The organism is Neorhizobium sp. DAR64860/K0K1, from assembly GCF_050500205.1.
Taxonomy (GTDB): domain Bacteria; phylum Pseudomonadota; class Alphaproteobacteria; order Rhizobiales; family Rhizobiaceae; genus Neorhizobium; species Neorhizobium soli.
In genome coordinates this window covers 3,369,021-3,392,992 of the sequence record NZ_CP191459.1, presented here as the reverse complement: position 1 = coordinate 3,392,992, position 23,972 = coordinate 3,369,021, and the positions used below count along the sequence as shown (strand labels likewise).

Sequence of the window (23,972 nt, the reverse complement as noted above, 5' to 3'; positions counted from 1 at the left end):
GTGACAGAATTTGGCACGCCGGATGAGACATGCTTTCGGCTTATGACTTTCGTCTAATGACGTAGTCCGGAGTGGTCAGGAGCGAAGCGCCTGGGCGGGCGACTGCCGATAGGCAAGAAGTGCCGGCACGGCCGAAAGGACCGCTGCAAAGCCCAGCAGAAAAAGTGCCAGACGTACGTCGTCTCTCGTGAACCCGACCGGCAGGATGACCCCGCTTTTCGCGGTAAACAGATGGGCGCCGAACTGCGCCGCCAGTAGCCCGCAGACGAAGCCGAGCCCGATGCCAAGCGCAACCAGGAGAAGCAGCTCCAGCCACACGATCAGGAAGACGGCGCCGCGCGGTGCCCCGAACGCGCGCAGCGCGCCGATCTGCCGGCGCCGTTGCCCCACATGGATCACCGTCACCAGCACCAGTGCCGCCGCGACAAGAGCCTGCGATCCCGCAGCGACCGCGCTCAACACCATTTTCGCATCGCCAAGCGTCGCATAAAGGCCGGTCAGCACCTCGCCGGGAAAGACCGCCACCGTGCCATTGCCGCGATAGGCCTGACGCAGGCGATAGGCATCGGCAATCGACTTCGGTTTGACCAGAATCGCTGGAAGGCCGGGGGTATCAGCCCCGAAATCCTCGACGAGCGGCGCATCCGGATCGATGCCGCCGTGATGATGGTCTTCGTCATGGGTGGTAGAGGCGACAGCTGCCGCAGGCTCCGTGCTTGCGTCCTCGTGCTCATGCTCAGCGCCTAAACCATGAACGTGCCATACGGCCTGGATCGGCACGAGAATGGCGCGGTCCCATGGCGTGCCGGTCGGTTTCAGCTTACCCACGACCTTGTATGCGATCTCCGTATGGGTTGGACCACCGGTTTCGGCTGTTCCATGCATCGGCTTGACGACGGCGCCGACCGTAAGAATGACGGAAGCGCCGAGAACCGCTTCGCCTTCCGCGGCAAACGTACGCCCCTCGCCAAAGCCCGGCGTCGTGCTGGTCACAAGCGTCGTCGTCGTTCCCACGATCGGATAGCCGGCAAAGGAATCGCCGAAACCGACGGGAGCTGCCCAGGCGACACGCGGATCGGCGGCAAGTTTCGAAAGTAGCTCTCCATCGACCAGCGGCAGCGGCGCGGGCTGGAGAAAGATCGAGGAGAGGATCAGCTGCGTTTCGCTGCCGGAGGCGCCGATCACCAGATCGAACTTGTCGGCGGCGCGGGCACTGCCGAGACGCAGCGACCGTTCCTGCAGGGTCACGGCAACCCCGAGCGCCGTAGCTAAGGCAACCAGAAGCACCACGACGGCGCAGCCCAGCCAGAGACGCCGCAGGTCGGCGATGATAAAACGGATCATACCGGCACCTTCCCGACAACATCATCGCCGACGATGCACCCGCCCCTGAGCACGATGCGCCGGTCGAGGCGTTCGATCATGCGTTGGTCGTGCGTCGCCACAACGAGCGTGCTGCCGGCACCGGCCGCGACTGACAAAAGCAGATCCCCCACCGCCTCGCCGTTTTCCACATCGAGGCTTGCCGTCGGCTCGTCGGCAATGATGATACCCGGCTTGCGCAGCAGCGCCCGGGCGATCGCCACCCGCTGCATCTCGCCGCGCGACATGGTCTCGACGGACTGACCGGGTCGCTTCAACCCCACGGTCTCGATCAGCTCATGCGCTCTTTTCACCAGATTCGGGGTCGAGACCCGCGAAAGCCGTGCCGGCAGCAGCACGTTATCCAGCGCCGAAAGACCCGCAAAGAGATGGAAATCCTGCATTACGAGGCCCACATTTTCGGCCCGCCAACGGTCTCGCCGGCCTTCCGACAGTCTGGCGATATCATGCCCGCCCCAGACCACATGGCCGCTACCGACACGCTCCAGCCCCGCAATGATATTGAGAAGCGTGCTCTTGCCCGATCCCGACCCGCCCGTCAGCGCAACGCGGCTACCGGCGGCGATCTCAAGGTTCGCGATGGAAAGAACCGGTGTCGCCAGACCGGGAAACGAGACGGCGAGAGATTGCACCTTCAGAGGCATCATGTCTTCAGACCGTACCGTATTCCGCCTGTCGGATCCGCAGCAGGCTGACGAAGCCGGTGTCCGGATCGGTCCACGAGCCCATCTCGAGCGTGCCGCGCACCTCGATCGTCTGGCTTGGCTGGGTGAATGTCTGCTTCTCATCGAGATAGACAACGACGATATTGTCCGGCCAGTCCGCATCGGTGGAGCAGAACGGGCAGATCGACATCGGCACTTCGGTCAGAACGAAGAACGAGGCTTCCGCCTTCAGCGGTGGCGCCATGAAACCGCGCATGGCGATCTCCTGACCGTTCAGCCGCTTAACCTTGTCGGAAAATTCCAGACCGAGAACGCTGACCTTGCCATAGAGTTCGTCGAAGGAAAGCCCATTTTCTGCGCGGGCGGTTGCGCCTGATATCAGCAGCGGCAGGCCGGCAATGATGCCAAGCGAGGTCTTGAGCATCTGGCGACGGTCGACCATCTCGAGCGCTCCCATGATCGCTCTCCCTTGTCGAGCGCCGTCATCATCCTGCAGCTGAGGCATATCTTCAAGTCCCGCGATATCTGAAGTAGATAGGGGCACGCCTCAGGACATGCCCCCTCTTTAACCATGGTCGTTCAGACCCAGTCGGTCTGATCAGTTGGTCTGCTTGGCGCCCAGCGCGAAAGTCTCCGCGAGAACCTTGTAGACGTCGCTCTGCTCCATGTAGCCGCGGAAGCCTTCCGAACCTGGGCCGGCAGCCTGAAGCACGACATCGTCAACCGCATGGACGCCACTGTCGGCGCTTTTCGGAATGATGCCGGTCACGAGAACAGCGCCCGGGATATCCTTGTAGGCTTCGTTGGCGACATATTCCTTCTTCTCGTTCTGGATGGCGGGAACGAAGGGATTGTCGAGCTTCGGACGGAATGTCTCGTAATGATCAGGGCCGTTATTGGCGTTCAGGAACAGGCGCTTGGTAACATCGACCTTGTCAGGATAACCGTCCTTGTTCTCGTCCATATAGTTCGGGAAGCCTGCCTCGGCATAGGTCCCGACCTTTTCGCGCATGTCGTCGCCCGGCTTTTCATCGTTGACCGTACCGATGATCGAAACACCGTGGGTATGATCGCCGGTGACGATGATCAGCGTGTCGGGGTTCTTGTCGGCAAATTCGCGGGCTGCGGCGATTGCCTTGTCGAATTCGATCGTATCGACGACGGCGCGGTCCCAGTCCAGCGGATGGGACATCTTGTCGATATTAGCAGCTTCGACCATCAGGAAGAAGCCGTTCGGGTTCTTCGACAGCGAGTCGAGCGCGACCTTGGTCATGTCGACGAGGCCCGGCTGATCCGGGAACTTCGCCGTCGTGCCCTTTTTCAGGAATTCGCGGTCAAGCGTCGTGTCCATGTTGCCGGTGTGGAACAGGCCAAGGATCTTGCCGGTATTGGTGCCGGCGGCCGTCGCCAGTTCAGCCTTGCTGGTCGCAAGCATGTAGCCTGCATCCTTGAACAGGGCGATATAGTCCTTGTCGTCCTTGCGCTTGGATCCGGGCGTCGCCTGGGGCAGGAAGTAGGCGGAACCGCCGCCGAGCAGGACGTCCGGCTTGACGTCGAACAGCATGCCGTTGATCTCCGCCTTGTCGCCACGCTTGCGGGTATGGGCGACGACGGCTGCGGGTGTTGCGTCCTGAACTTCTGCGGTCGTGACGATGCCGATCGACTTCTTCGTCTGGCGGCGGACCGCTTCCGCGTATGTTTCAACCTTCGGATCGTCCATCGAGTCAGGCGTGCGGTCGGCATAGACGCCGATTGCGTTCACGGCTGTCTTGTGGCCGGTCATATAGGCCGACATCGTGTTGGCGCTGTCGGTGGCGACAGCGTCCGTCGCGGACGTACCGATAAAGGCTGCCGGCGGGATGTCGTCCATCGCGAGACGACCGTTCGCTTTGCCCTCGGTCATGCCCTTGGCCATGATGCGGGCAGCGGTGCGATGCGCCACGGAAAGACCGTCACCGATCAGGAAGATCACGTTCTTGGCTTTTGGCTGCGCCGCGGTGCCATAAACGTTCCAGGTCACGCTCTTGGTTTCCGGACCAGCAGAGACTTCAACCTTGTATTCGCCGGCATTCGCGATCGTCATGCCACGCAGCACGACGGCGGAACCGAGGACCTTGTCCTTGTTCTTCTCTTCTGCAACGAACTCGACATCCTTGCCGAACACAGACTTGTAGTCCTGGCCGTTGACGGTGATCTTGACGTCCTCAGGCTTCACGACCGAGCTGAACTCGACCTTGAAATCGAATGGAGAGCCGGTCAGGATCGTCGCCCGATCAAGCGGAAAGACGTTCGCGGCGTGGGCGGCTTGAATGCCGCCGGAAAGAATTGTGGTGGCTGCAAAGGCAGCAAGAAGCATACGCATGGAAAACCCCCGTCGTTGCGTCGCATAGAGGTTCGGGGATAGCCCCATGCGATGACAGTGCAATGACAGAAACGTGATAACGGCGCCGATGTCCGATCGCATCAACCTTGACTCTGTGGCAAAATCTTTTATGAGCAGCGTTGGAAAAGGAGTGTCCATGCTTCGCCGCGACTTTCGCTTTGCTGCGTGCTATGACCTGGCAGTATCTGCCGGGCGGCTGGATGTTGCCCTTTCGGTTTCCGACAAAACCACGGCCAAAACGACGACGAAAATTATCGTCTGACGTCTCTGGCCACCGCTCTCTCCCCGGTACGGCCGGGGACAAGGAACACCGCGTCGCGCACGACACGGGCTTCCCCCTCAGAAAACCGAGGAGAGACAGAAAGAGAGCAAAGAAATGGGTTTCAAGATCGCAGTCGCCGGAGCAACCGGCAATGTCGGCAGGGAAATGCTGAACATTCTGGCCGAACGTGGTTTTCCGGCTGATGAAGTCGTCGCACTCGCCTCCGCCCGCAGCCAGGGCACGGAAGTCTCCTTCGGTGACAAGACGCTCAAGGTGTCCAACCTCGAGAACTACGATTTCTCCGATACCGACATCTGCCTGATGTCAGCCGGCGGCGATGCCTCCAAGAAGTGGTCGCCGAAGATCGGTGCGCAGGGCTGCGTCGTCATCGACAACTCGTCCGCCTGGCGCTACGATTCGGAAGTGCCGCTGATCGTTCCGGAAGTGAACCCCGACGCCATCGTCGGATTCTCCAAGAAGAACATCATTGCCAATCCGAACTGCTCGACGGCCCAGCTCGTCGTCGCGCTGAAGCCGCTGCACGACTTTGCCAAGATCAAGCGCGTCGTCGTTTCCACCTACCAGTCGGTGTCCGGTGCCGGCAAGGAAGGCATGGACGAACTCTTCACCCAGACGCGCGCCGTGTTCGTGGCCGATCCGGTCGAATCGAAGAAGTTCACCAAGCGTATTGCCTTCAACGTCATCCCGCATATCGATAGCTTCATGGAAGACGGCTACACGAAGGAAGAGTGGAAGGTTCTGGCCGAGACCAAGAAGATGCTCGACCCGAAGATCCGCGTTACCTGCACGGCCGTGCGCGTTCCGGTCTTTATCGGCCACTCCGAATCCGTCAACATCGAGTTCGAAAACGAGATCACGGCCGATCAGGCCCGCGATATTCTGCGCGAAGCGCCGGGTTGCCTTGTCATCGACAAGCACGAAGACGGCGGTTACATCACGCCTCTCGAATGCGCCGGTGAAGATGCGACCTACATTTCGCGTATCCGCGAAGACGCAACCGTCGAAAACGGACTCAACATCTGGGTCGTCTCCGACAACCTGCGCAAGGGTGCCGCGCTGAACGCGATCCAGATCGCCGAACTTCTGGTCAATCGCGGTCTCATCAAGCCACGCAAGGTTGCTGCTTGATAAGTAACGTACTTTATTAAGCAAATCCGCTTAGAAAGCCCCGTCAGAAATGACGGGGTTTTTTCGATTCGTCTCTCTTCACGAACTATTCATGGGAAGATGAATTGCGATTATCCGCCACTGGGGTCATAAGGCCGAATATAGCGCAATTCTTCCGGAAGCTTTCGGCCAAGCAATCCGGACTTTCGACGGGTTTGACCGCATGATGAAGACTATTCTGGCAGGATTGATCGCAGCAGCAACGCTTGCAACCGCAGCCCCGGCCTTTGCCGCCGCCTGCGGCAATGATGGAGCCGGTTTCGACCGCTGGGTCGCCGATTTCAAGCAGCAGGCACCGTCCAAGGGTATCAGCCCTGCAGTTCTCGACCGCGCCTTTGCTAACGTCGTCTACAACCGCCCGACCATTCGCGCCGACCGCGGCCAGAAAAGCTTCAAGCTTTCCTTCGACGAGTTCATGAAGAAGCGCGGTGGCGCAACGATCATCTCGCGCGGCAAGTCCATGAAGAAATCCAACGCAGCGCTGTTTGCGTCGATTGAGCGCCGCTACGGCGTTCCGGCCGGTCCGATCCTGGCGATCTGGGGCATGGAAACCGGTTTCGGCAATTACATGGGCGACCAGCATACGCTGTCGGCCGTCGCAACGCTTTCCTATGACTGCCGCCGCTCGGCCTACTTTACCGAACAGCTTTACGCAGCCCTGCAGCTCGTTGCCCGCGGTGATCTCAGCACCACTGCAAAGGGTGCAGCGCATGGCGAAATCGGCCAGACCCAGTTCCTGCCGCTCAACGTCATCCGCTACGGCGCCGATGGCGACGGTGACGGCCATATCGACATGGTCCGTTCGCGCGCCGATGCGCTGGCATCGACCGCCAACTTCCTCAAGGGTCATGGCTGGCGGACCGGTGCCGGCTACCAGCAGGGTGAGCCGAATTTCGTCGCCATCCAGGGCTGGAACGCGGCAACCGTCTACCAGCAGGCGATCGCATACATGGGCGCCCAGATCGACGGCGGCTGAGCCGTTACACCGTTGAAATGATCAGGCCGGGCTCTGCTCGGCCTCGATCGCCGGTACACTGATGTCTGGCCGGGTGAAATCGCCCTTCTCGTTCATCACCCACAACTCGCCGGTCGAGATATCGAACCAGGCGCCGTGAATGTCGAGTTCTCCCTTTTCCGTGAGATTGCGGACGAAGGGGAAGGTCTGCAGATTGGCGATCGAATTGCGGATCGACACCCGTTCGAGCGCTGTCTGACGCTCGCTCTGGGTCATCAGGTCGTTGCTCTGGATCTGCGTGGCCGCAGGCCTGACCAAACCCATCCACTTGCCGATGAAATCCCCCTCCGACAGCGGCTTCATGGAAGCGTCGAGCGCTGCCTGGATACCGCCGCAGCGGCCGTGGCCCATGACAACGATATTGCGGATCTCGAGCACCTGCACCGCGTATTCAACCGCAGCCGATGTCCCGTGAAACTGGCTGTCGGGCTCGTAGCGCGGTACCATGTTGGCGACGTTGCGGACCACAAAGAGTTCTCCCGGACCGCAGTCAAAGATCGTCTCGGGCGCCGCGCGACTGTCGCAACAGGCAACCAGGAGCGTATGCGGCTTCTGGCCGGTATCGGCGAGCGCGCGGTAGCGCTCCCGCTCGTCGCTGTAGCGACCACTCATGAAGTTACGGTAGCCCGAAAGCAGTTTTTCTGGAAATTCGCTCATGGCTCACGATTATCGTGCAGCCAGACGAGAATCAACGGCCATTGTGTGGATGCGCATGCTCTTTGAGCTTACGGCTTGCGCCTCTTAAGGGGATGCACGAGCCGGCGCATCTGGACCATCGCCATCGGCGTCGAGAGGCTGGCGGCATCCATTTCCAGCGTCAGCTCGTTGGCCCCGCGCTTTACCGAACGCGCCAGCACTTCGAACACGCTGGCAGTCGTTGTTTGCAGGGCTTTCTCTTCATCCATGCCGGACATGACGCGGGCGAGAAAAACCGCTGAGAGCAGGTCTCCGAGCCCGTTCGGGGCGTGGTCGATCAGCCGGTGTTCAGCCAGCAGCGCATGATTGCCGGTGAGATAGAGATTGCCGGTACTGCCCGTCATCATCGGCACGGCCGAGGTCACCAGCATCCGCGGCGGCCCGAGCGCGATCGCCGCTTCCATGATCGCATTGTTGTCATCAAGCGGCGCACCGGAGAGCCAGGCAAGCTCGTATCGGTTCGGCGTGGCGATGGTGGCGAGCGGCAGAAGCTCGTCGCGGATCGCTTCGGCTGTCGGTTGCGGGATATAGAGCCCGCCGAGATCGCCCATCACGGGATCGCAGACATAGATAAGGTCCGAGTTGTTTTTCCGCAGCGCCTCGATCAGTCGTGCCACGGCGCGCGGCTGCGCGGCATTTCCGAAATACCCGGTCAGCACCGCCTTCACTTCGCCGAGCCATGGCGCCCGGATGAGATCGTCTATAGCCTTGTCGAAATCCGATTCGGGAAACGTCAGGCGCGTCGAAGGACCGTGCCCGGGATGCCAGGGCAGCACGACGGTCGGCATGGCCCAGACGGGATATCCCAGGGTCTCGAGCGCGAAGACGGCGGCCCGGTTACCGACCGAGCCACGGATCACATGGCTGGAAATGACGATGACCGCGCCTGAATTACCCTGCATGATGCTTGCTTTCGACGTTATCGAACCGTTGATCGGATCTCTGTGTCGGCATGTCAACAAGACGTGACACGCCTATGACAAATTCCAGCCGCAAGCACCGGTGAGACACCGCGGCAAAGCATAATGACATTGGCTGCGTTTTATCGCACGTTGAGAAAAAATTTAGGGAGAGACAGATGGCAGGCCGGCAAAACCCAAAGCGGGACAAGCAGATCGAGAAGGCTGGCAAGATTGCGGCCGCTTCCGGCATGGAGGACCATCTCGATCCCTTCCTTATCTTCAGCCGCGCCAGCAGTGACGATCTCGAAAACTACACCCCAGAAATGCTCGCCCTGTGCGCGGGACATGCCGCAAGACGGCTGAAAGCCTGGACGCGAATCAAGGCCGACATCACAATCGAAACCCTTGATGGTGTCGAGCCCGATGGAATGCCGGTTTCGATCATTACGGTGATTGATCGCAACATGCCGTTTCTGTTCGATTCGGTCATGGGTGAAGTGACGACGGCCTATCGCGACCTCACGATGGCCGTCCATCCGATCCTCGTCATCGAACCGGGCAAGCAGCCGACGCTTCACTCGAGCGAGCGACCCGGCGACCCGGCCCATCATGTCAGCCTGATCCAGATCCATGTGCCCCAGCTCAACGACGAGCAAGCCGACGGGCTGGTCGAGCGAATCCGCTTTGTTCTTAACCAGGTGCACCAGGCCATTACCGGCTGGTCCGCGATGCTCGGCGTTCTCAAAGACGCCCAGGCCCAACTCGTCAACGCGAAAAAAGGCAAGAAGGCCGATGCCGACGAGGCGTATGCTTTTCTCGACTGGCTCAGGAACGACAATTTCACCTTCCTCGGCATGCGCGAATACACCTATTCGGGCAAGGGCGCCGATGCCAAGGTGGAGCGCGGCAAGGGCAGGGGCCTCGGCATCCTGTCCGATCCGGACGTTCTCGTGCTGCGACAGGGCAAGGATCAGGTCACGACGACGCCAGAAATCCTCGAATTTCTCGACGGCCCGGATTTCCTCATCGTCGCCAAGGCCAACGTCAAATCCGTCGTGCACCGTCGCGCCTATATGGATTACGTCGGGGTAAAGCGCTTCGACGAAAAGGGTAATGTGGTCGGAGAACTGCGCATCGTCGGCCTGTTCACCTCCACTGCCTATACCCAGTCCGTCCGCGACGTGCCGCTGCTGCGCGCAAAGATCGCCCGTATTGAAAAGAATTTCGGGTTCGATCCGGAAAGCCATTCGGGCCGCATGCTCGAAAACACGCTGGAATCCTACCCGCGCGACGATCTCTTCCAGATCGATCTCGACGTGCTCTCGAGCTTCTGCGAACAGATCATGGAGCTGAGCGAGAGGCCGCGCGTGCGCGTGCTGCCGCGTATCGACCATTTCGACCGTTTCGTTTCGGTCATCGTCTACGTGCCGCGCGAGGATTATAATTCGATCGTCCGCGAAAAGGTCGGCGCGTATCTCTGCGAAATCTTCGACGGCCACGTCTCGGCCTATTACCCGGCGTTTCCGGAAGCCCGCGTTGCCCGCGTCCACATGATCATCGGCCGCAGCGGCGGCAAGACGCCGCGCGTCGCGCAGGCAAAGCTCGAGGAGGCTGTGCGCCTTATCGCGACGCCGTGGGAAGACAGGTTCGCATTGCTTGCGGAAGACGGCCCCCGCCTTTCCGTCACCCGCGCTTTCCAGGAAGCGTTCTCTCCGGAAGAAACCTTTGCCGACCTGCCCGATATTGCCGCCTGCGCTGCCGGCGAGACCATCCGCATCGACTTCTACCGGCGCCCCGGTGACGATGCGAACACCGTTTCGCTAAAGATCTTCCACCGCGACCAGCATCTTTCCCTGTCGCGCCGCGTGCCGCTTCTCGAAAATCTCGGCTTTCACGTGGTCAGCGAGCAGACATTCGAAATCCACGCCGGCCCGCAGGCGGACCTCATCGTCCTGCACGACATGGAACTGCAGCTCGACGGTGCCCGCGAGATCGATCTTGCGCGTGAGGGACAGCGGCTCGAAGACGCGTTCCTCAAAGCCTTCGAGGGATTGACCGACAATGACGGCTTCAACCGCCTCGTTCTGCTCGCCGGACTTTCCGCCCGCGAAGTGACCGTGCTGCGCGCCTATGCGCGCTATCTGCGCCAAGCCGGCATCGTCTACTCGCAGACCTACATCGCCGATACGCTCAACAAGTACCCGGAAATTTCCGCCGCCGTCTTCCGCCTGTTCCGCGACGGGTTCGATCCGAAGATTGCCGAAAAGACCCGCATCAAGAAGCTGACCGAGCTGCACGAGACGATCGAGGAAGCGCTCGGCAACGTCCCGAACCTCGACGAGGACCGCACGCTTCGCCGGTTCGTCAACGCGATCGACGCAACGCTTCGCACCAATTACTTCCAGGTGGACGAGAACGGCGGCGCAAAGCCGATGCTGGCGTTCAAGCTCGATCCTGATTTACTCGACGGCCTGCCGGAGCCGCGCCCGTTACGCGAGATCTTCGTCTACGGCACCGAAGTCGAAGGTGTTCACCTGCGCTTCGGCAAGGTCGCTAGAGGCGGCATCCGCTGGTCGGACCGCGGCGAGGATTATCGCACCGAGGTACTGGGCCTTGTGAAGGCGCAGCAGGTCAAGAACGCCGTCATCGTTCCCGTCGGCGCAAAGGGCGGCTTCTTCCCGAAAATGCTTCCCCCCGCCGCCTCGCGCGACGCGTTCTTCAACGCCGGCAAGGAAGCTTACAAGACCTATATCCGCACGCTTCTGTCCGTCACCGACAACATCATCGAAGGAGAGGTGGTCCCGCCCGAAAACACGCTGCGCATCGATGAGGACGATCCTTACTTTGTCGTCGCCGCCGACAAGGGCACAGCAACCTTCTCCGACACCGCGAACGGTCTGGCGCAGGAAGCCGGCTTCTGGCTGGATGATGCCTTCGCATCGGGCGGCTCGGCCGGCTACGACCACAAGAAGATGGGCATTACCGCCCGCGGCGCGTGGGAAGCGGTCAAGCGGCATTTCCGCGAAAAGGACATCGACATCCAGACGACGCCGTTCTCCGTCGCCGGTGTCGGCGACATGTCGGGCGACGTCTTCGGCAACGGCATGCTGCTGTCTGAAAAGATCCGCCTGATCGCCGCCTTCGACCATCGCGACATCTTTATCGATCCGGATCCGGATATCGAAAAATCCTTCGCCGAGCGCAGCCGCATGTTCGCCCTTCCCCGCTCCAGCTGGCAGGATTACGACCGCTCGACGCTGTCTGAAGGCGCGATGATCATTTCGCGCACGGAAAAATCCGTGAAGCTGACCAAGCAGGCGGCAGCGGCGATCGGCCTGGACAAGATGACGGCCTCGCCCTTCGAGATCCTGACGGCGATCCTGAAAAGCAAGGTCGACCTTCTCTGGTTCGGCGGCATCGGCACCTATATCAAGGCCGCATCCGAAACCGACACCGAAGTGGGCGACCGCGCCAATGACCCGATCCGCATCACGGCCGCAGAAGTCGGTGCTAGCGTCATCGGCGAGGGCGCCAATCTCGGCGTCACCCAGAAGGGCCGCATCGCGTATTCGCTGGCCGGTGGGCGCTGCAATTCCGACGCGATCGACAATTCCGCGGGCGTTAATTCTTCCGACGTCGAGGTCAATATCAAGATCGCGCTCAATCCCGCCATGCAGGATGGCAGGCTGACCCGCGCCAAGCGCAACACGCTGCTCGCATCCATGACGGAAGACGTGGGGCATCTCGTCTTGCGCAACAACTACCTGCAGCCACTCGCAATTTCGCTCGTGGAGCGCAGGGGTGCGGCCAATCGCGAGCAGCTCGCCCGTCTGATGTCGGTGCTCGAAACCGAAGGGCGGCTGAACCGCAAGGTCGAGACTCTGCCCGACGATGCCGAACTTGCCGATCGCTACGCCAGCGGGAGACCGCTGACACGACCGGAGATCGGCGTGCTCGTCTCCTACTCGAAGATCGTCCTGTTTGACGCACTCATCGACAGCACCATCCCCGACGACCCGTATTTCGCATCGGTGCTGAAAGCCTATTTCCCGGCGAAGATGCAGAAGGCTTATGCCGCCGATATTGCCGGCCACCGCCTGCACCGCGAAATCGTCGCGACGGCGCTGGCAAACGAAGCCATCAACCGCGGCGGTCCGGGCTTTATCCACATGATGAGCGACATGACGGGGGCCACCTCGGCCAATGTCGTAAAGGCGCTCTTCCTCGTTCGCGACGGCTTCGATCTCGAAAACATCTGGGCCGAAATCGACCAGCTGGATGGCAAGATCTCGGGCAGGGTCCAGAATGATCTCTACGCCCAGGTTACCCGCATCATCGGCATCGGCACCTATCTCGCGCTCCAGACGCAGATCGGCACGACGGAACTGACTGATGCCATCGCCAGGCTCAGGGCCGCCATCAAGGGGCTGCGCGCCACCGTGACCGACGATATCATCGCCGAAACGGGCCCGCTTGCCGCAGAACTTGAGGCCGAAGGTGCGCCGTCCGGTCTCGTGAAAGAAATACGCCTGCTATCGGCCCTCGTCATCGTGCCGGAGATCATGCGGATTGCCGACCGGACCGGCGAAAGCATGGCGCGCGCCATCGAGAGCTATTTCGCCGTCACCGAAACGTTCCGCGTCAACCGGCTGATCGTGGCCGGCGAGCGGATTGGCACAAGCGACCATTACGAAAGCCTGGCACTGTCACGCAGCCTGCAACAGCTCGCATCGGCACGCCGCGACATCGTCATTGCCGTCCTGACCGAGCACCGCAAGGACAAGAAGCCGGTGGAGGCCTGGATCGCTGGCGATCGACTGCGCGTCAATCGCATCGGCGCTGAACTGATGAGCCTCAGCGAAAGCGGCGATCTGACCCTCTCGAAGATTTCCGTCGCCGCCGGCCTGCTGGGAGATCTGGCACACGCACGGTCGACTTGAGGGCAGGGGCTCCGGGGAAAAGAAGATGGCCGAGACAGGAATTGACGAGGCGCCGGCTAAACCAGGCCGGCGCGGCATTTGGGGCTGGATGCTGTTCGACTGGGCGGCACAGCCGTTCTTCACGGTTGTCATCACCTTCATCTTCGGCCCGTATTTCGTCGCGCGCCTCACCGACGACCCGATCTCCGCCCAGACCACCTGGAGCAACATGGCGACGGCATCCTCCGTCGTCATCGCCATCCTGTCTCCGATCCTGGGATCGATCGCCGATCAGTCGGGGGCCAGAAAGCCATGGATCGCAAGCTTTGCACTGATCAAGGTCGCAAGCCTCGTCATGCTCTGGCAGGCCGCCCCCGGCTCGCCACTCACCCTGCCGGTGACCTGCATCATCCTTGCCTCGATCGCGGCGGAGTTTTCCATCGTCTTCAACGATTCCATGATGCCGCGCCTCGTATCCAAGGCCGATATCGGCAAGGTTTCGAACATCGCCTGGGGTCTGGGTTATCTCGGCGGCATGACCGTGCTGATCGCGGTCGTCGCGCTGCTTGCCGCCAATCCGGAAACGGGTCTGACGCTCCTCGGCATTCCGCCGCTCTTCGGGCTTGATCCGGCGCTCGGCGAGGACGCGCGCATCACCGGCCCGATCGCGGCGATCTGGTATCTTCTATTCATCCTGCCGATGTTCTTCTTCACGCCGGACGCCCCGAAAGGCCTGCCTCTCGCAAAGGCCGTCGGCTCCGGCTTCCGCGAACTTGCAGGCACGCTGCGTGAACTTAAGCATCGCCCCGACATCGTCCGCTTCCTGATTGCCCGCATGCTCTATCAGGATGGCGTCAACGGCCTCATCATTCTCGGCGGCACGTTTGCGGCGGCCATGTTCGGCTGGGCGACCATCGAGATCGGCATCTACGGCATCATCCTGAATGTCGTGGCGATCTTTGGCTGCATTGCGGCCGGGCATCTCGACCGGGTGCTCGGATCAAAGACGGTGGTGGTCACAAGTCTTGTCCTGCTGCTGATCGCAACCGTCGGCATCGTTTCCACCAGCCCGGGCGAGGTCTTCTTCGGCCTGATGCCGCTTTCCATGGAGGATTCAGGCGGTATGTTCGGCACCGCGGCGGAAAAGGCCTACATTCTGTTCGGGCTTCTGATCGGTGCCGCCTTCGGCCCGGTCCAGGCCTCGTCGCGGTCATACCTTGCCCGCAGCATCGATGTGTCGGAGGCCGGCCGCTATTTCGGGATCTACGCGCTGTCGGGACGCGCCACGAGCTTCCTCGCCACGCTGTCGTTTTCCATCGTCACCTATGCAACGGGCTCGGCCCATCTCGGCATGGCGACGCTGACAGTCTTTCTCGGCACCGGCCTGATCCTGCTTCTGACCGTGCCCTATCCGGCCGATAGACCGGCCGGATAGAAGCTTTTCGGCTTGGATTAGTGCCGGAAGTGACGCATGCCGGTAAACACCATCGCCACACCATGCTCGTCGGCGGCCGCAATCACTTCCGCATCGCGCATCGACCCGCCGGGCTGGATGACAGCGGTGGCACCGGCAGCGATCGCCGAAAGCAGACCGTCGGCAAACGGGAAGAAGGCTTCCGAAGCGACCGCTGACCCCTTGGTCATCGGCTCGGCCCAGCCCATCGCCTTTGCCGCATCTTCGGCCTTGAGACCAGCGATTCGGGCGGAATCGATCCGGCTCATCTGGCCGGCGCCGATGCCCGCCGTCTGGCCGTCCTTGGCATAGACGATGGCGTTGGACTTGACGTGCTTTGCCACCTTGTAGGCAAACTTCATGTCTTCAAGCTCGGTCGGCGTCGGTGCACGCTTGGTCACGACCTTCAGATCGACATCCTCAATGACGCCGCTGTCGCGGCTCTGCACCAGAAGGCCGCCGGCAACGGTCTTTGCCGTAATGCCGCGCGAACGCGGGTCCGGCAGGCCGCCCGTCACCAGCAGCCGCAGGTTCTTCTTGGACGCGATGATCGCCTTTGCCTCGTCGGAAACCTCGGGCGCGATGATCACTTCGGTAAACAGCTTGACGATCTCTTCCGCCGTCTCGGCATCGAGCAGCTGGTTGAGCGCGATGATGCCGCCGAAAGCTGATGTGCTGTCGCAGGCCAGCGCCCGCAGATAGGCGTCCTTCAGCGTCGAGCCGGTTGCGACGCCGCAGGGGTTGGCGTGCTTGATGATGGCACAAGCCGGTCCCTGATCGGCCGCAAATTCACCGATCAGCTCGAAGGCGCCATCGGTATCGTTGATGTTGTTGTAGGACAGCTGCTTACCCTGCAGCAGCACCGCCGTGGCAACGCCGGGGCGGTTCTCGCCAGTCACGTAGAAGCCGGCGCTCTGGTGCGGGTTCTCGCCGTAGCGCATGGCTTCCTTCAGCAAGCCGCCGATCGTCCGATAGCTCGGCGTCTCGATCTCGAGCGCTTCGGCAAACCAGTTGGAGATCGCCGTGTCATAGGCTGCGGTGCGGGCATAGGCCTTGGCGGCAAGCTTCTGGCGAAACGCATAGTCCGTCTCGCCGCCATTGGCCTGCAGCGCCTCGATCAGGGCAGTGTAATCAGAGGGATCGGTGACGATCGTGACATAGGCATGGTTCTTGGCAGACGCACGGATCATCGCCGGGCCGCCGATATCGATATTCTCGACCGTCGTCGGATAGTCGCCGCCTGCCGCGCGCACTTCCTCGAACGGATAGAGGTTGATGACCGAAAGATCGATACTCTCGATGCCGTGTTTCTGCATCGCGGCGACATGCTCCTCGTCGTCGCGGATGGCGAGAAGGCCGCCATGCACGGTCGGATGCAGCGTCTTGACGCGACCGTCCATGATTTCAGGAAAACCCGTGACTTCGGAGACGTCGGTGACGGCAAGACCGGCGGCCGCGATCGCCTTGTGCGTGCCGCCGGTGGACAGAAGCTTTACACCCTGTTCGGTCAGCGCCTTGGCGAGCTCGATGATGCCGGCCTTGTCGGACACGGAAAGAAGCGCTGTGCGGATCTTGACGCGGTCGGGCGCTGGGATTTTCTTGGATGCGACGGCCATCGGTCTCTCCTGAAAGAGGGTGCCCCGAAAGGGCTAAAAGGGATTGGCCGCCGGTTAGCACAGCTACCCCTTCAGGGAAACCCTATTCCAACCAGGCTAGTCGGCGCGACGCAGCATCCAGCGGATTTCGGTCACCTCGGGCAGGATGAATTCGATCGCCAGCTGCTGGCTCGGGCGAGGGCCGGAAACATCCGCAAAGAAGATGTCCTCGTCGATCATGACATCGAGACCCGGCGCCGAAAACAGCCATTTCTCGCCGTCACTCGCCTGCATCACGACGCTTTCCGGGTCGCGCCGCACCAGCCGGATGGCCGGGTGGATGTGAAAGCGAACCACAGCCACCAGTCTCTCGTCTCCCGGCTCCTCGCCATCGGGCACGAACAGCCGGTCATGGCCCTTGATCTTGTTGCCGGTCGTGTTGAGGCCGATCTCGCGGTGGTAGAGATAGCCGAACTCCTTGAGATACCCGTCATGGGTCGCCCGCAGCCAGTCGTTGCCATGCGCATCGTCGCGTCGGTCGATCGTGACATCTGAGACGCCGGGAAGCAGGATGGGGCCGGCAAGCTTCGACTTGGCGATCCGGCTCGATGACGTCTCAGACAGCGTCAGCGTCGAATGCGCCGCCGTCGAGCGCGCCATCTTGCGGTGGCCGCGCCCTGAAAATTTCGGTGAGCCCGAGTTGACGATAAACCTGTTGCGGCCCGACGAGAGCTCGAAGGCGAGGCAACCGGCATGCGCCGTGCGCGAGAATTCCGGCTCCGACCAGCCCGTATCGACGATCAGCGTCGTGTCCTCGGCCGTCAGCCGGTGATAGTTCATATGCGGGAGCGCCTTGAACGGCTTGCCACCGCTCTCGTCATACCGAAGCACCGACATCAGCTCGCTTGCCGGTGTCGCCGTCGCACCGTTGAACAGCGCCAGATCACCATCCTGGTGGCGGAAGAAGCGCAGTGCCGGATAGATGCGGTCGATCGTCGGGATCAGCTTTTGCGGCAGATCATGGCCGAGATTGATATAGGTCTGCCGCAGCGGCAGAAGATCGAGCAGCGCATCCAGCATCGAGCGCGGATTGCGCGAGAGATGGCCGCCATCGGCCAGGATCTGGAATTCCAGTTCACGGTCGAGCCGCGCACCTTCGCGGCGGATAAAGGCCGCCCGTGTGGGCATGGAAACCGACGCCATGGCGAGCGCGATGCGGATGCGAAGGCGGGTCTCGTCGGCGGGAATGCAGCCGGCGATCTTGCGCAGGTAACGAACCTGAAACGCCAGGCTCTTCATGAAGCGGCGGTAGAAGCCGGCCTCCGCGCCCTGCAAGAGGACGGTCGAGTGGGACAGCCATGCGACCACGCGCTCGGCCACCACGCTCGGTTCCCAGCCGATGCCCCTCTGCCGACGGCCATGCAGCGTGATCCAGTCCGCCACCACGTCACGGGCGTGGTCGCAGGCCTCTTCCGTCTTGTTGGCGCGAACATGCCGCAACCAGGCAAACGAATGCAGCCGCTCGGCAAACGCCTTGGACGGAAGCTCGACCTGGAACGGCGAATGACCGAAGGTTTCGAGAACGCGGCCGGCCAGCGGATAGCGTCCTTCGAGAATTTCCTCGGCAATGAAGGGATCGATCGATCGCAGGTCGGTGGGCGCCACGATCAACCTGTCCGGCACCGGCAGCGGTGTCAGAGCAAGGCGCATGCCGGCGGACCGGCGACACATGCGTCGCCAGATCTCCCGCATGCCGAAGGCAAGAATCCTTCGGCGATCGGCAAGCCGCATCGTCACTTGAGATATTCTCCGCAGGGCCGGGTGCTCTCCCCGAGCGCCCGGAATCGATTATGGATCAACCGAAACTATGTAAGGTTATAGTGAATAAAGACTTACCTGACGCGAAGCACGCTCGCGAAGAAGCCATCCATGCCACCGGCAAAGGTCTCATCCCCCGGCAGCATGGCCGGCGTGGTCCGGAATTCACCGAGATCTGAAATCGCGGATTCCAGACCCGGCCAATCGGTCGGGCTGACCGGCTGGCGTTCCAGTGTCGGCGTATCCGCCAGAACCTTGGCCACCAGCTTCTCGCCCTCCAGCGGATCGAGCGAGCAGTTCGAAAACACGATGAGCCCGCCCGGTTTTACCAGCGTCACCGCATGCCGCAGCATGCGTTCCTGCAGCACGGCAAGCTTGCCGATATCCTCGGGTCCCTTGGTCCAGAGCACATCGGGATGGCGGCGGGTGGTGCCGGTGGACGAGCAGGGTGCATCAAGCAGCACGCCATCAAGCAATTCGTCCGGTTTGAATTCGAACAGATCGCCGCTCGAAAGCTCCGCTTCGAGACCGAGCCGTGCCAGGTTTTCCTTCAGCCGCGCCAGCCGGTTGGCGGATTGCTCGACGGCAATCACGTGCGCGCCGGCCACAACCAGCTGCGCCGTCTTGCCGCCGGGGGCGGCACACAGATCCGCGATGCGCTTGCCGGTGAGGTCACCGAACAACTGTGCCGGAATGGATGCGGCAACGTCCTGCACCCACCATTCACCGTCCTCGAAGCCCTCGAGACCGGTCACCGATCCCTGGAAAGCCTGGAGGCGGATGCTGCCTGTTGGCAACAGCTTGCCGCCGAGCTTTTCCGCCCAGCCCTTGGCATCGCTTTTCACTGTCAGATCAATCGCGGCCGGCGTCAGCTGCGCTTCGGCAATCTTGTCTGCCTCGGTCTCGCCATAGGCGGCAACCAGACGCTTACGGAACCAGTCCGGCACCGGCGACACCGAAGCGGTCGCCGCGAGGATCTCTTCCTTTTCGCGCACCATCCGGCGCAGTACGGCATTCACCAGCTTGGCGAAGCGCCGGTTGCGCGGATCGCGATTGGCCTGCTCGACGGCCAAGTCGACTGCCGCATGCGAGGGGACATCGAGATGCAGGATCTGTGCAGCGGCAACCACCAGAACGTGATGCAGGGATTTCGCGCCATGCGGCAGCGGCGTATCGATCATCGAGGAGATCGCTGCTTCGAGCCGGGTCAGATGGCGAAGGGCGGTGGTCAGGATGGCACGCGTCAGCGCCCGGTCGGCATCGCCCAATGCCTTGTAGGCCGGGTTGCCGTGGGACAGGTCGAGCATCCCGTCGAGCGAAATTTTCTTGTCGATGGCCGCCGACAAAAGCTTTGCGGCCGTCATGCGGACTTCGAGCCCAGGCTTTCCCGGTCCGGCTTCACGGCGTGAGCCTGGCGCATGGGATGTCGGGTTTTCCCGCGCGCCAGTTGATCTGGAAGGCTTGTTGTTTTTCTTGTCGTTCAAGACCATGGACCCTTGGGCGGTTCGTTCGAACTGCGGCCCCACCGGCTGTCGGAGCCGGAATTCGGAACGGAGCGCGCGCTTCGCTGCGGTCTAGCAGCCGAAGACTGCCCCGTCGAGCCACCGCCGCCGATGTCCCCCCGGAACTCACCAGCCATCTGCTGAAGTGCTGCGATCCGGTTGTCCGTATTCGGATGGGTCGAAAACAGGTTATCCATCCGCTCGCCCGAAAGCGGGTTGATAATGAACATATGCGCCGTCGCCGGGTTGCGCTCCGCTTCGTAATTCGGAACCTGCCGCGCCGTGCCGGCAATCTTGGAGAGCGCGGAAGCAAGCGCCAGCGGTTTGCCGCAGATCTCGGCGCCGCGACGGTCGGCCGAATATTCGCGCGTCCTGCTGATCGCCATCTGCACCAGCATCGCCGCAAACGGCGCAACAACCATGGCGACTATCACACCGATAAAACCGAACGGATTGCTGTTGTTACCGCGATTTCCGCCGAACAGAAACGCAAAATTGCCGAGCATGGAAATTGCACCGGCAAGTGTCGCGGTGATTGTCATGATCAGCGTGTCGCGGTTTTGCACATGCGCCAGCTCATGCGCCATGACGCCGGCGACTTCGTCATGCGTCAGGCTTTGCAACAGACCCGTCGAGGCGGCCACGGCAGCATTTTCCGGATTCCGGCCGGTCGCAAACGCATTCGGCTGCGGGTTATCGTAGATATAGACCTTCGGCATCGGCAGGCCCGCATTGGCCGCAAGCGATTGCACCATCAGGTAAAATTCCGGCGCCGACTGCGCATCCACTTCCTGCGCATGATAGGCCGACAGCACCATCTTGTCGGAGTTCCAGTAGGAAAACAGGTTCATGCCGGCCGCGATCACCAGCGCGATCATCATCCCGCCCTTGCCGCCGATCAGGAAGCCTATGCCCATGAACAACGCCGTCATGAAGGCCAGAAGCATGGCGGTGCGCATCACATTCATCGTCATATCTCCCGTTGCCAATTCAACCCGTGTAAGGGTTTTCGAAATCTTCAGAACGCCCTATAATGTGGTGAATTCGCTCAGACTTTCAATAAACCATCCGGTGAATGAAATGCAGACGCCCGACAACGACAACAGCGAAACGCAGATCGAGACCGCAGCGCCAAGCAAACCGCTGTCGCCGGCTGCCCAGCGCGCGCTGAAGGAAGCCGAGGAGCGCCGGCAGGCAGCAGCCCAGACGGCCACGCCGGAAGAATTCGGCGGCCGCGGCGGCGCCGATCCGGCCCGTTTCGGCGACTGGGAAATCAACGGCCGCGCCATCGATTTCTGAGCGGCAAGCCGTAAGCAAATATTCCTATTGACTTCGCGCCGTGATCGGAATTTATTCCTTTCATGGTCAGATATCTCGCGCTAATTGCTGTTCTCTTCACGGCCTCTGCGGCTGAGGCGACAGCGCGCGAGGAAATCTCCGGTCCGGTTACTGCCCAAATCCTGCGCGTCATCGATGGCGACACGATCCTGGTCGCGGCCCGTCCCTGGCCACAGCAGACGGTGGAGGTCTATGTCCGCATCCGCGGGATCGATGCGCCGGAGCTGAAGTCGAAGTGCGGATCCGTCCGTCAAGCCGGTGGCAACGCGCGACAGGCGCTGGAGGCACTGACGGCGGCGTCCGCCACGATCCAGCTCGTCAACATTACCGGAGACAAGTATTTCGGCCGCATCGTCGCCGATGTCGTGCTGCCAGATGGCCGCAGCGCCGGCTCGGACCTGCTTCTGGCCGGATTGGTCCAGCCCTATGACGGCGGCCGCAAAATGGCGCAGGTCTGTGATGACTGAGCCTGCATCGCCCGGTTGAATTGGGCACGGATGCAGATATACCCTCGCATTCGGGGGTGGAAATGAAGAGATTTGTAATACTGGTTGCGATGGTTTTGCTTGCCGGAGCAGCGCAGGCGAAAACCTGCAAGGACGTTTCAAGCTGCGAGGAGGCCGTCATCCTCTGGTGCGAGGGGTATAGCCGGGCGGATGCGGATCGCGACGGCATTCCGTGCGAAACCGTCTGCCATTCGCTGAGAGACGTTCAAGAAATCCAGTCCCAGGTGGGATGCCGGCTACGCTGACATCCCACCTGGGTTATCGGATCAGTCCGCCCTGTTCTGGCGGTTGGCGATCAGATCGTCCACAACGCCTGGATCGGCGAGTGTCGACGTATCTCCCAGTGCCCCGAAATCATCCTCGGCAATCTTGCGCAGAATGCGTCGCATGATCTTGCCGGATCGGGTCTTGGGCAGGCCCGGAGAGAACTGGATCTTGTCCGGTGCCGCGATCGGGCCGATCTCCTGGCGCACATGCTTGACCAGCTGCTGGCGAAGCTCCTCCGTCCCCTCGTTGCCCGCCATCAGCGTCACGTAGCAATAGATGCCCTGGCCCTTGATGTTGTGCGGATAGCCGACCACGGCAGCCTCCGACACGAGATTGTGCGACACCAGCGCCGATTCCACTTCCGCCGTACCGAGACGATGGCCGGAGACGTTAAGCACGTCGTCGACGCGGCCCGTGATCCAGTAATAGCCGTCCTCGTCACGCCGGCAGCCGTCGCCGGTGAAGTACTTGCCCTTGTAGGTGGTGAAGTAGGCCTCGACGAAGCGGTCGTGATCGCCGTAGAGCGTGCGCATCTGGCCCGGCCAGCTGTCGATGATGCAGAGATTGCCGTCGGCAGCCCCTTCCAGAACATTGCCTTCATTGTCCACCAGCTGCGGCTGCACGCCGAAGAAGGGTTTGGTCGCCGAACCCGGCTTGAGCGCCGTGGCGCCCGGCAGCGGCGTGATCATGTGGCCGCCGGTTTCCGTCTGCCACCACGTATCGACGATCGGGCAGCGCTTGTTGCCGACCACTTCGTGATACCAGTTCCAGGCCTCCGGATTGATCGGCTCGCCGACCGTTCCGAGTAACCGCAGGCTGGCCCGCGACGACCGCGTCACGAACTCGTCGCCGGCGCCCATCAGCGAACGGATCGCTGTCGGCGCGGTATAAAAGATGTTGACCTTGTGCTTGTCGACGATTTCCCAGAACCGGCCCTGATCGGGGAAATTCGGCACGCCTTCGAACATCAGCGTTGTCGCGCAGTTCGCGAGCGGCCCGTAGACCAGATAGGAATGCCCGGTCACCCAGCCCACATCGGCCGTGCACCAATAGACGTCGCCATCATGGTAATCGAACGTGTATTCGTGCGTCATGGCCGCATAGACGAGATAGCCGCCGGTCGTGTGCAGAACGCCTTTCGGCTTTCCGGTGGAACCTGACGTGTAGAGGATGAACAGCGGGTCTTCCGCCTTAATCTTCACCGGTTCGCAATGCTCTTTCACGGTGGCGATTTCCTGGTGATACCAGAGGTCGCGACCGGGCGCCCAGTTCGTCTTGCCGCCGGTACGGCGGACAACCAGAACCTTGTTGACCGTGACATACTGCTTGGCCGCGATGCGGATAGCGGTATCGGTATTTTCCTTGAGCGGCACCGGTTTGCCGCCGCGCACGCCCTCGTCACAGGTGATCACGAATGTCGACTGGCAGTCGATGATGCGGCCGGCCAGCGCTTCCGGCGAAAATCCGCCGAACACGACGGAATGCACCGCGCCGATGCGGGCGCAGGCCAGCATTGCATAGGCTGCCTCCGGGATCATCGGCATGTAGATCGTGACACGGTCGCCCTTCTTGACGCCGTGCTTCTTCAGCACGTTCGCCATGCGGCAGACCTGATCGTAGAGCTGATTGTAGGTGATCTTCTTGTCGATATACGGGTTGTCGCCTTCCCAGATGATCGCAGTGCGCTCGCCATGCGTCTTCAGGTGCCGATCGATGCAATTGTAGGAAACGTTGGTCTGGCCATCTTCGAACCACTTGATCGAAACCTTGCCCTTGAACGACGTGTTTTTCACCTTGGTGAAAGGCTTGAACCAGTCGATCCGCTTGCCGTGCTTGCCCCAGAACTTGTCCGGGTTTTCGATGCTTTCCTCATACCACTTGTCATACTTGTCCTTGTCGATGAGCGCCTTTGCCTTGGTGGCTTTCTCGACCGGATAAATTTTTTCGGACATGTGCTCCTCCCTGCTTTGACCCATATCTAACACCTGGAACATGGGCCGCAATTAGACAAAGGGTAAGGTGCTGGACGATTTGCAATTCCGACGCAAATCGAATATAGGGCAATAAATTCCCGGAAATT

Annotated in this window: 19 protein-coding genes; 8 read left to right on the top strand and 11 right to left on the bottom strand. The window is 61.3% G+C overall.

All coding sequences use genetic code 11. The features are described from left to right. Nucleotides 1-75 precede the first annotated feature (75 nt). The 4 genes from ACQY1J_RS21015 to ACQY1J_RS21000 all read right to left on the bottom strand — a co-directional run bounded on the left by ACQY1J_RS21015 (nucleotide 76) and on the right by ACQY1J_RS21000 (nucleotide 4,410). Complete coding sequence (locus ACQY1J_RS21015) at nucleotides 76-1,344, bottom strand: FtsX-like permease family protein (RefSeq protein WP_430250764.1); 1,269 nt, start codon at nucleotides 1,342-1,344, stop codon at nucleotides 76-78. Continuing rightward, nucleotides 1,341-2,030, bottom strand: coding sequence for an ABC transporter ATP-binding protein (locus ACQY1J_RS21010; RefSeq protein ID WP_430250763.1), 690 nt, complete (start codon nucleotides 2,028-2,030; stop codon nucleotides 1,341-1,343). Before ACQY1J_RS21010 ends, ACQY1J_RS21015 begins: the two co-directional genes overlap by 4 nt. A gap of 4 nt (nucleotides 2,031-2,034) precedes the next feature. Next, nucleotides 2,035-2,505, bottom strand: coding sequence for a hypothetical protein (locus tag ACQY1J_RS21005; RefSeq protein ID WP_430250762.1), 471 nt, complete (start codon nucleotides 2,503-2,505; stop codon nucleotides 2,035-2,037). Between the two features lie 141 nt (nucleotides 2,506-2,646). Then, nucleotides 2,647-4,410 (bottom strand): alkaline phosphatase, encoded by a 1,764-nt coding sequence (locus ACQY1J_RS21000; RefSeq protein WP_430250761.1) that lies wholly within the window; start codon nucleotides 4,408-4,410, stop codon nucleotides 2,647-2,649. A gap of 157 nt (nucleotides 4,411-4,567) precedes the next feature. On the opposite strand from ACQY1J_RS21000, the gene ACQY1J_RS20995 reads away from it, so the two are divergent. The 3 genes from ACQY1J_RS20995 to ACQY1J_RS20985 all read left to right on the top strand — a co-directional run bounded on the left by ACQY1J_RS20995 (nucleotide 4,568) and on the right by ACQY1J_RS20985 (nucleotide 6,857). Beyond that, nucleotides 4,568-4,693 carry a hypothetical protein gene (locus tag ACQY1J_RS20995; protein ID WP_274604908.1) on the top strand — a complete coding sequence of 42 codons (126 nt, stop codon included), beginning with the start codon at nucleotides 4,568-4,570 and terminating at the stop codon, nucleotides 4,691-4,693. A gap of 114 nt (nucleotides 4,694-4,807) precedes the next feature. After that, nucleotides 4,808-5,842, top strand: coding sequence for an aspartate-semialdehyde dehydrogenase (locus tag ACQY1J_RS20990; RefSeq protein WP_062577062.1), 1,035 nt, complete (start codon nucleotides 4,808-4,810; stop codon nucleotides 5,840-5,842). A 202-nt stretch (nucleotides 5,843-6,044) separates the two neighbouring features. Continuing rightward, nucleotides 6,045-6,857 (top strand): lytic murein transglycosylase, encoded by an 813-nt coding sequence (locus ACQY1J_RS20985; RefSeq protein WP_062462825.1) that lies wholly within the window; start codon nucleotides 6,045-6,047, stop codon nucleotides 6,855-6,857. A gap of 21 nt (nucleotides 6,858-6,878) precedes the next feature. On the opposite strand, the gene ACQY1J_RS20980 is transcribed toward ACQY1J_RS20985, so the two are convergent. Next, the gene (locus tag ACQY1J_RS20980; protein WP_062462828.1) at nucleotides 6,879-7,553 is read right to left on the bottom strand and encodes a carbonic anhydrase; all 675 of its coding nucleotides are present in this window, start codon (nucleotides 7,551-7,553) and stop codon (nucleotides 6,879-6,881) included. Between the two features lie 68 nt (nucleotides 7,554-7,621). Continuing rightward, nucleotides 7,622-8,494, bottom strand: a complete 873-nt coding sequence (gene pdxY, locus ACQY1J_RS20975; protein ID WP_430250760.1) for a pyridoxal kinase PdxY — start codon at nucleotides 8,492-8,494, stop codon at nucleotides 7,622-7,624. A 176-nt stretch (nucleotides 8,495-8,670) separates the two neighbouring features. Here pdxY and ACQY1J_RS20970 point away from each other — a divergent pair, with 176 nt between their 5' ends. Together ACQY1J_RS20970 and ACQY1J_RS20965 are read left to right on the top strand one after the other, a co-directional pair. Beyond that, nucleotides 8,671-13,434, top strand: coding sequence for an NAD-glutamate dehydrogenase (locus ACQY1J_RS20970; protein WP_430250759.1), 4,764 nt, complete (start codon nucleotides 8,671-8,673; stop codon nucleotides 13,432-13,434). A gap of 25 nt (nucleotides 13,435-13,459) precedes the next feature. Beyond that, nucleotides 13,460-14,848 (top strand): MFS transporter, encoded by a 1,389-nt coding sequence (locus ACQY1J_RS20965; protein WP_430250758.1) that lies wholly within the window; start codon nucleotides 13,460-13,462, stop codon nucleotides 14,846-14,848. A 17-nt stretch (nucleotides 14,849-14,865) separates the two neighbouring features. On the opposite strand, the gene purH is transcribed toward ACQY1J_RS20965, so the two are convergent. From purH to htpX, 4 genes are all read right to left on the bottom strand, one after another. Further along, nucleotides 14,866-16,482 carry a bifunctional phosphoribosylaminoimidazolecarboxamide formyltransferase/IMP cyclohydrolase gene (purH, locus tag ACQY1J_RS20960; protein WP_430250757.1) on the bottom strand — a complete coding sequence of 539 codons (1,617 nt, stop codon included), beginning with the start codon at nucleotides 16,480-16,482 and terminating at the stop codon, nucleotides 14,866-14,868. Nucleotides 16,483-16,578: 96 nt separating this feature from the next. Beyond that, a complete protein-coding gene (locus tag ACQY1J_RS20955; RefSeq protein WP_430252021.1) occupies nucleotides 16,579-18,252 on the bottom strand; it encodes a heparinase II/III family protein in 1,674 nt (557 codons plus the stop codon). A 101-nt stretch (nucleotides 18,253-18,353) separates the two neighbouring features. Next, nucleotides 18,354-19,769: an RsmB/NOP family class I SAM-dependent RNA methyltransferase gene (locus ACQY1J_RS20950; RefSeq protein WP_430250756.1), complete on the bottom strand. Its 1,416-nt coding sequence runs from the start codon at nucleotides 19,767-19,769 to the stop codon at nucleotides 18,354-18,356. Further along, a complete protein-coding gene (gene htpX, locus ACQY1J_RS20945) occupies nucleotides 19,760-20,749 on the bottom strand; it encodes a zinc metalloprotease HtpX (RefSeq protein WP_113167277.1) in 990 nt (329 codons plus the stop codon). Before htpX ends, ACQY1J_RS20950 begins: the two co-directional genes overlap by 10 nt. 112 nt (nucleotides 20,750-20,861) lie before the next feature. On the opposite strand from htpX, the gene ACQY1J_RS20940 reads away from it, so the two are divergent. The 3 genes from ACQY1J_RS20940 (at nucleotide 20,862) to ACQY1J_RS20930 (ending at nucleotide 21,870) form a co-directional block, all read left to right on the top strand. Next, complete coding sequence (locus tag ACQY1J_RS20940; RefSeq protein WP_113167260.1) at nucleotides 20,862-21,080, top strand: DUF1674 domain-containing protein; 219 nt, start codon at nucleotides 20,862-20,864, stop codon at nucleotides 21,078-21,080. 62 nt (nucleotides 21,081-21,142) lie between these two features. Then, nucleotides 21,143-21,586, top strand: a complete 444-nt coding sequence (locus ACQY1J_RS20935; protein WP_430250755.1) for a thermonuclease family protein — start codon at nucleotides 21,143-21,145, stop codon at nucleotides 21,584-21,586. Between the two features lie 62 nt (nucleotides 21,587-21,648). Beyond that, nucleotides 21,649-21,870, top strand: coding sequence for an excalibur calcium-binding domain-containing protein (locus ACQY1J_RS20930; RefSeq protein ID WP_430250754.1), 222 nt, complete (start codon nucleotides 21,649-21,651; stop codon nucleotides 21,868-21,870). 21 nt (nucleotides 21,871-21,891) lie between these two features. Here ACQY1J_RS20930 and acs read toward each other — a convergent pair whose 3' ends face one another. Next, entirely contained in the window at nucleotides 21,892-23,844 is a 1,953-nt protein-coding gene (gene acs, locus ACQY1J_RS20925) for an acetate--CoA ligase (RefSeq protein WP_430250753.1), read from the bottom strand. Nucleotides 23,845-23,972: the final 128 nt, after the last annotated feature.

What these genes read in the sequence shown, in the direction of transcription:
- ACQY1J_RS21015 (WP_430250764.1), bottom strand. Translation starts at nt 1,344, where the DNA reads ATGATCCGTTTTATCATCGCCGACCTGCGGCGTCTCTGGCTGGGCTGC.
- ACQY1J_RS21010 (WP_430250763.1), bottom strand. Translation starts at nt 2,030, where the DNA reads ATGATGCCTCTGAAGGTGCAATCTCTCGCCGTCTCGTTTCCCGGTCTG.
- ACQY1J_RS21005 (WP_430250762.1), bottom strand. Translation starts at nt 2,505, where the DNA reads ATGGGAGCGCTCGAGATGGTCGACCGTCGCCAGATGCTCAAGACCTCG.
- ACQY1J_RS21000 (WP_430250761.1), bottom strand. Translation starts at nt 4,410, where the DNA reads ATGCGTATGCTTCTTGCTGCCTTTGCAGCCACCACAATTCTTTCCGGC.
- ACQY1J_RS20995 (WP_274604908.1), top strand. Translation starts at nt 4,568, where the DNA reads ATGCTTCGCCGCGACTTTCGCTTTGCTGCGTGCTATGACCTGGCAGTA.
- ACQY1J_RS20990 (WP_062577062.1), top strand. Translation starts at nt 4,808, where the DNA reads ATGGGTTTCAAGATCGCAGTCGCCGGAGCAACCGGCAATGTCGGCAGG.
- ACQY1J_RS20985 (WP_062462825.1), top strand. Translation starts at nt 6,045, where the DNA reads ATGATGAAGACTATTCTGGCAGGATTGATCGCAGCAGCAACGCTTGCA.
- ACQY1J_RS20980 (WP_062462828.1), bottom strand. Translation starts at nt 7,553, where the DNA reads ATGAGCGAATTTCCAGAAAAACTGCTTTCGGGCTACCGTAACTTCATG.
- pdxY (WP_430250760.1), bottom strand. Translation starts at nt 8,494, where the DNA reads ATGCAGGGTAATTCAGGCGCGGTCATCGTCATTTCCAGCCATGTGATC.
- ACQY1J_RS20970 (WP_430250759.1), top strand. Translation starts at nt 8,671, where the DNA reads ATGGCAGGCCGGCAAAACCCAAAGCGGGACAAGCAGATCGAGAAGGCT.
- ACQY1J_RS20965 (WP_430250758.1), top strand. Translation starts at nt 13,460, where the DNA reads ATGGCCGAGACAGGAATTGACGAGGCGCCGGCTAAACCAGGCCGGCGC.
- purH (WP_430250757.1), bottom strand. Translation starts at nt 16,482, where the DNA reads ATGGCCGTCGCATCCAAGAAAATCCCAGCGCCCGACCGCGTCAAGATC.
- ACQY1J_RS20955 (WP_430252021.1), bottom strand. Translation starts at nt 18,252, where the DNA reads ATGCGGCTTGCCGATCGCCGAAGGATTCTTGCCTTCGGCATGCGGGAG.
- ACQY1J_RS20950 (WP_430250756.1), bottom strand. Translation starts at nt 19,769, where the DNA reads ATGGTCTTGAACGACAAGAAAAACAACAAGCCTTCCAGATCAACTGGC.
- htpX (WP_113167277.1), bottom strand. Translation starts at nt 20,749, where the DNA reads ATGAATGTGATGCGCACCGCCATGCTTCTGGCCTTCATGACGGCGTTG.
- ACQY1J_RS20940 (WP_113167260.1), top strand. Translation starts at nt 20,862, where the DNA reads ATGCAGACGCCCGACAACGACAACAGCGAAACGCAGATCGAGACCGCA.
- ACQY1J_RS20935 (WP_430250755.1), top strand. Translation starts at nt 21,143, where the DNA reads ATGGTCAGATATCTCGCGCTAATTGCTGTTCTCTTCACGGCCTCTGCG.
- ACQY1J_RS20930 (WP_430250754.1), top strand. Translation starts at nt 21,649, where the DNA reads ATGAAGAGATTTGTAATACTGGTTGCGATGGTTTTGCTTGCCGGAGCA.
- acs (WP_430250753.1), bottom strand. Translation starts at nt 23,844, where the DNA reads ATGTCCGAAAAAATTTATCCGGTCGAGAAAGCCACCAAGGCAAAGGCG.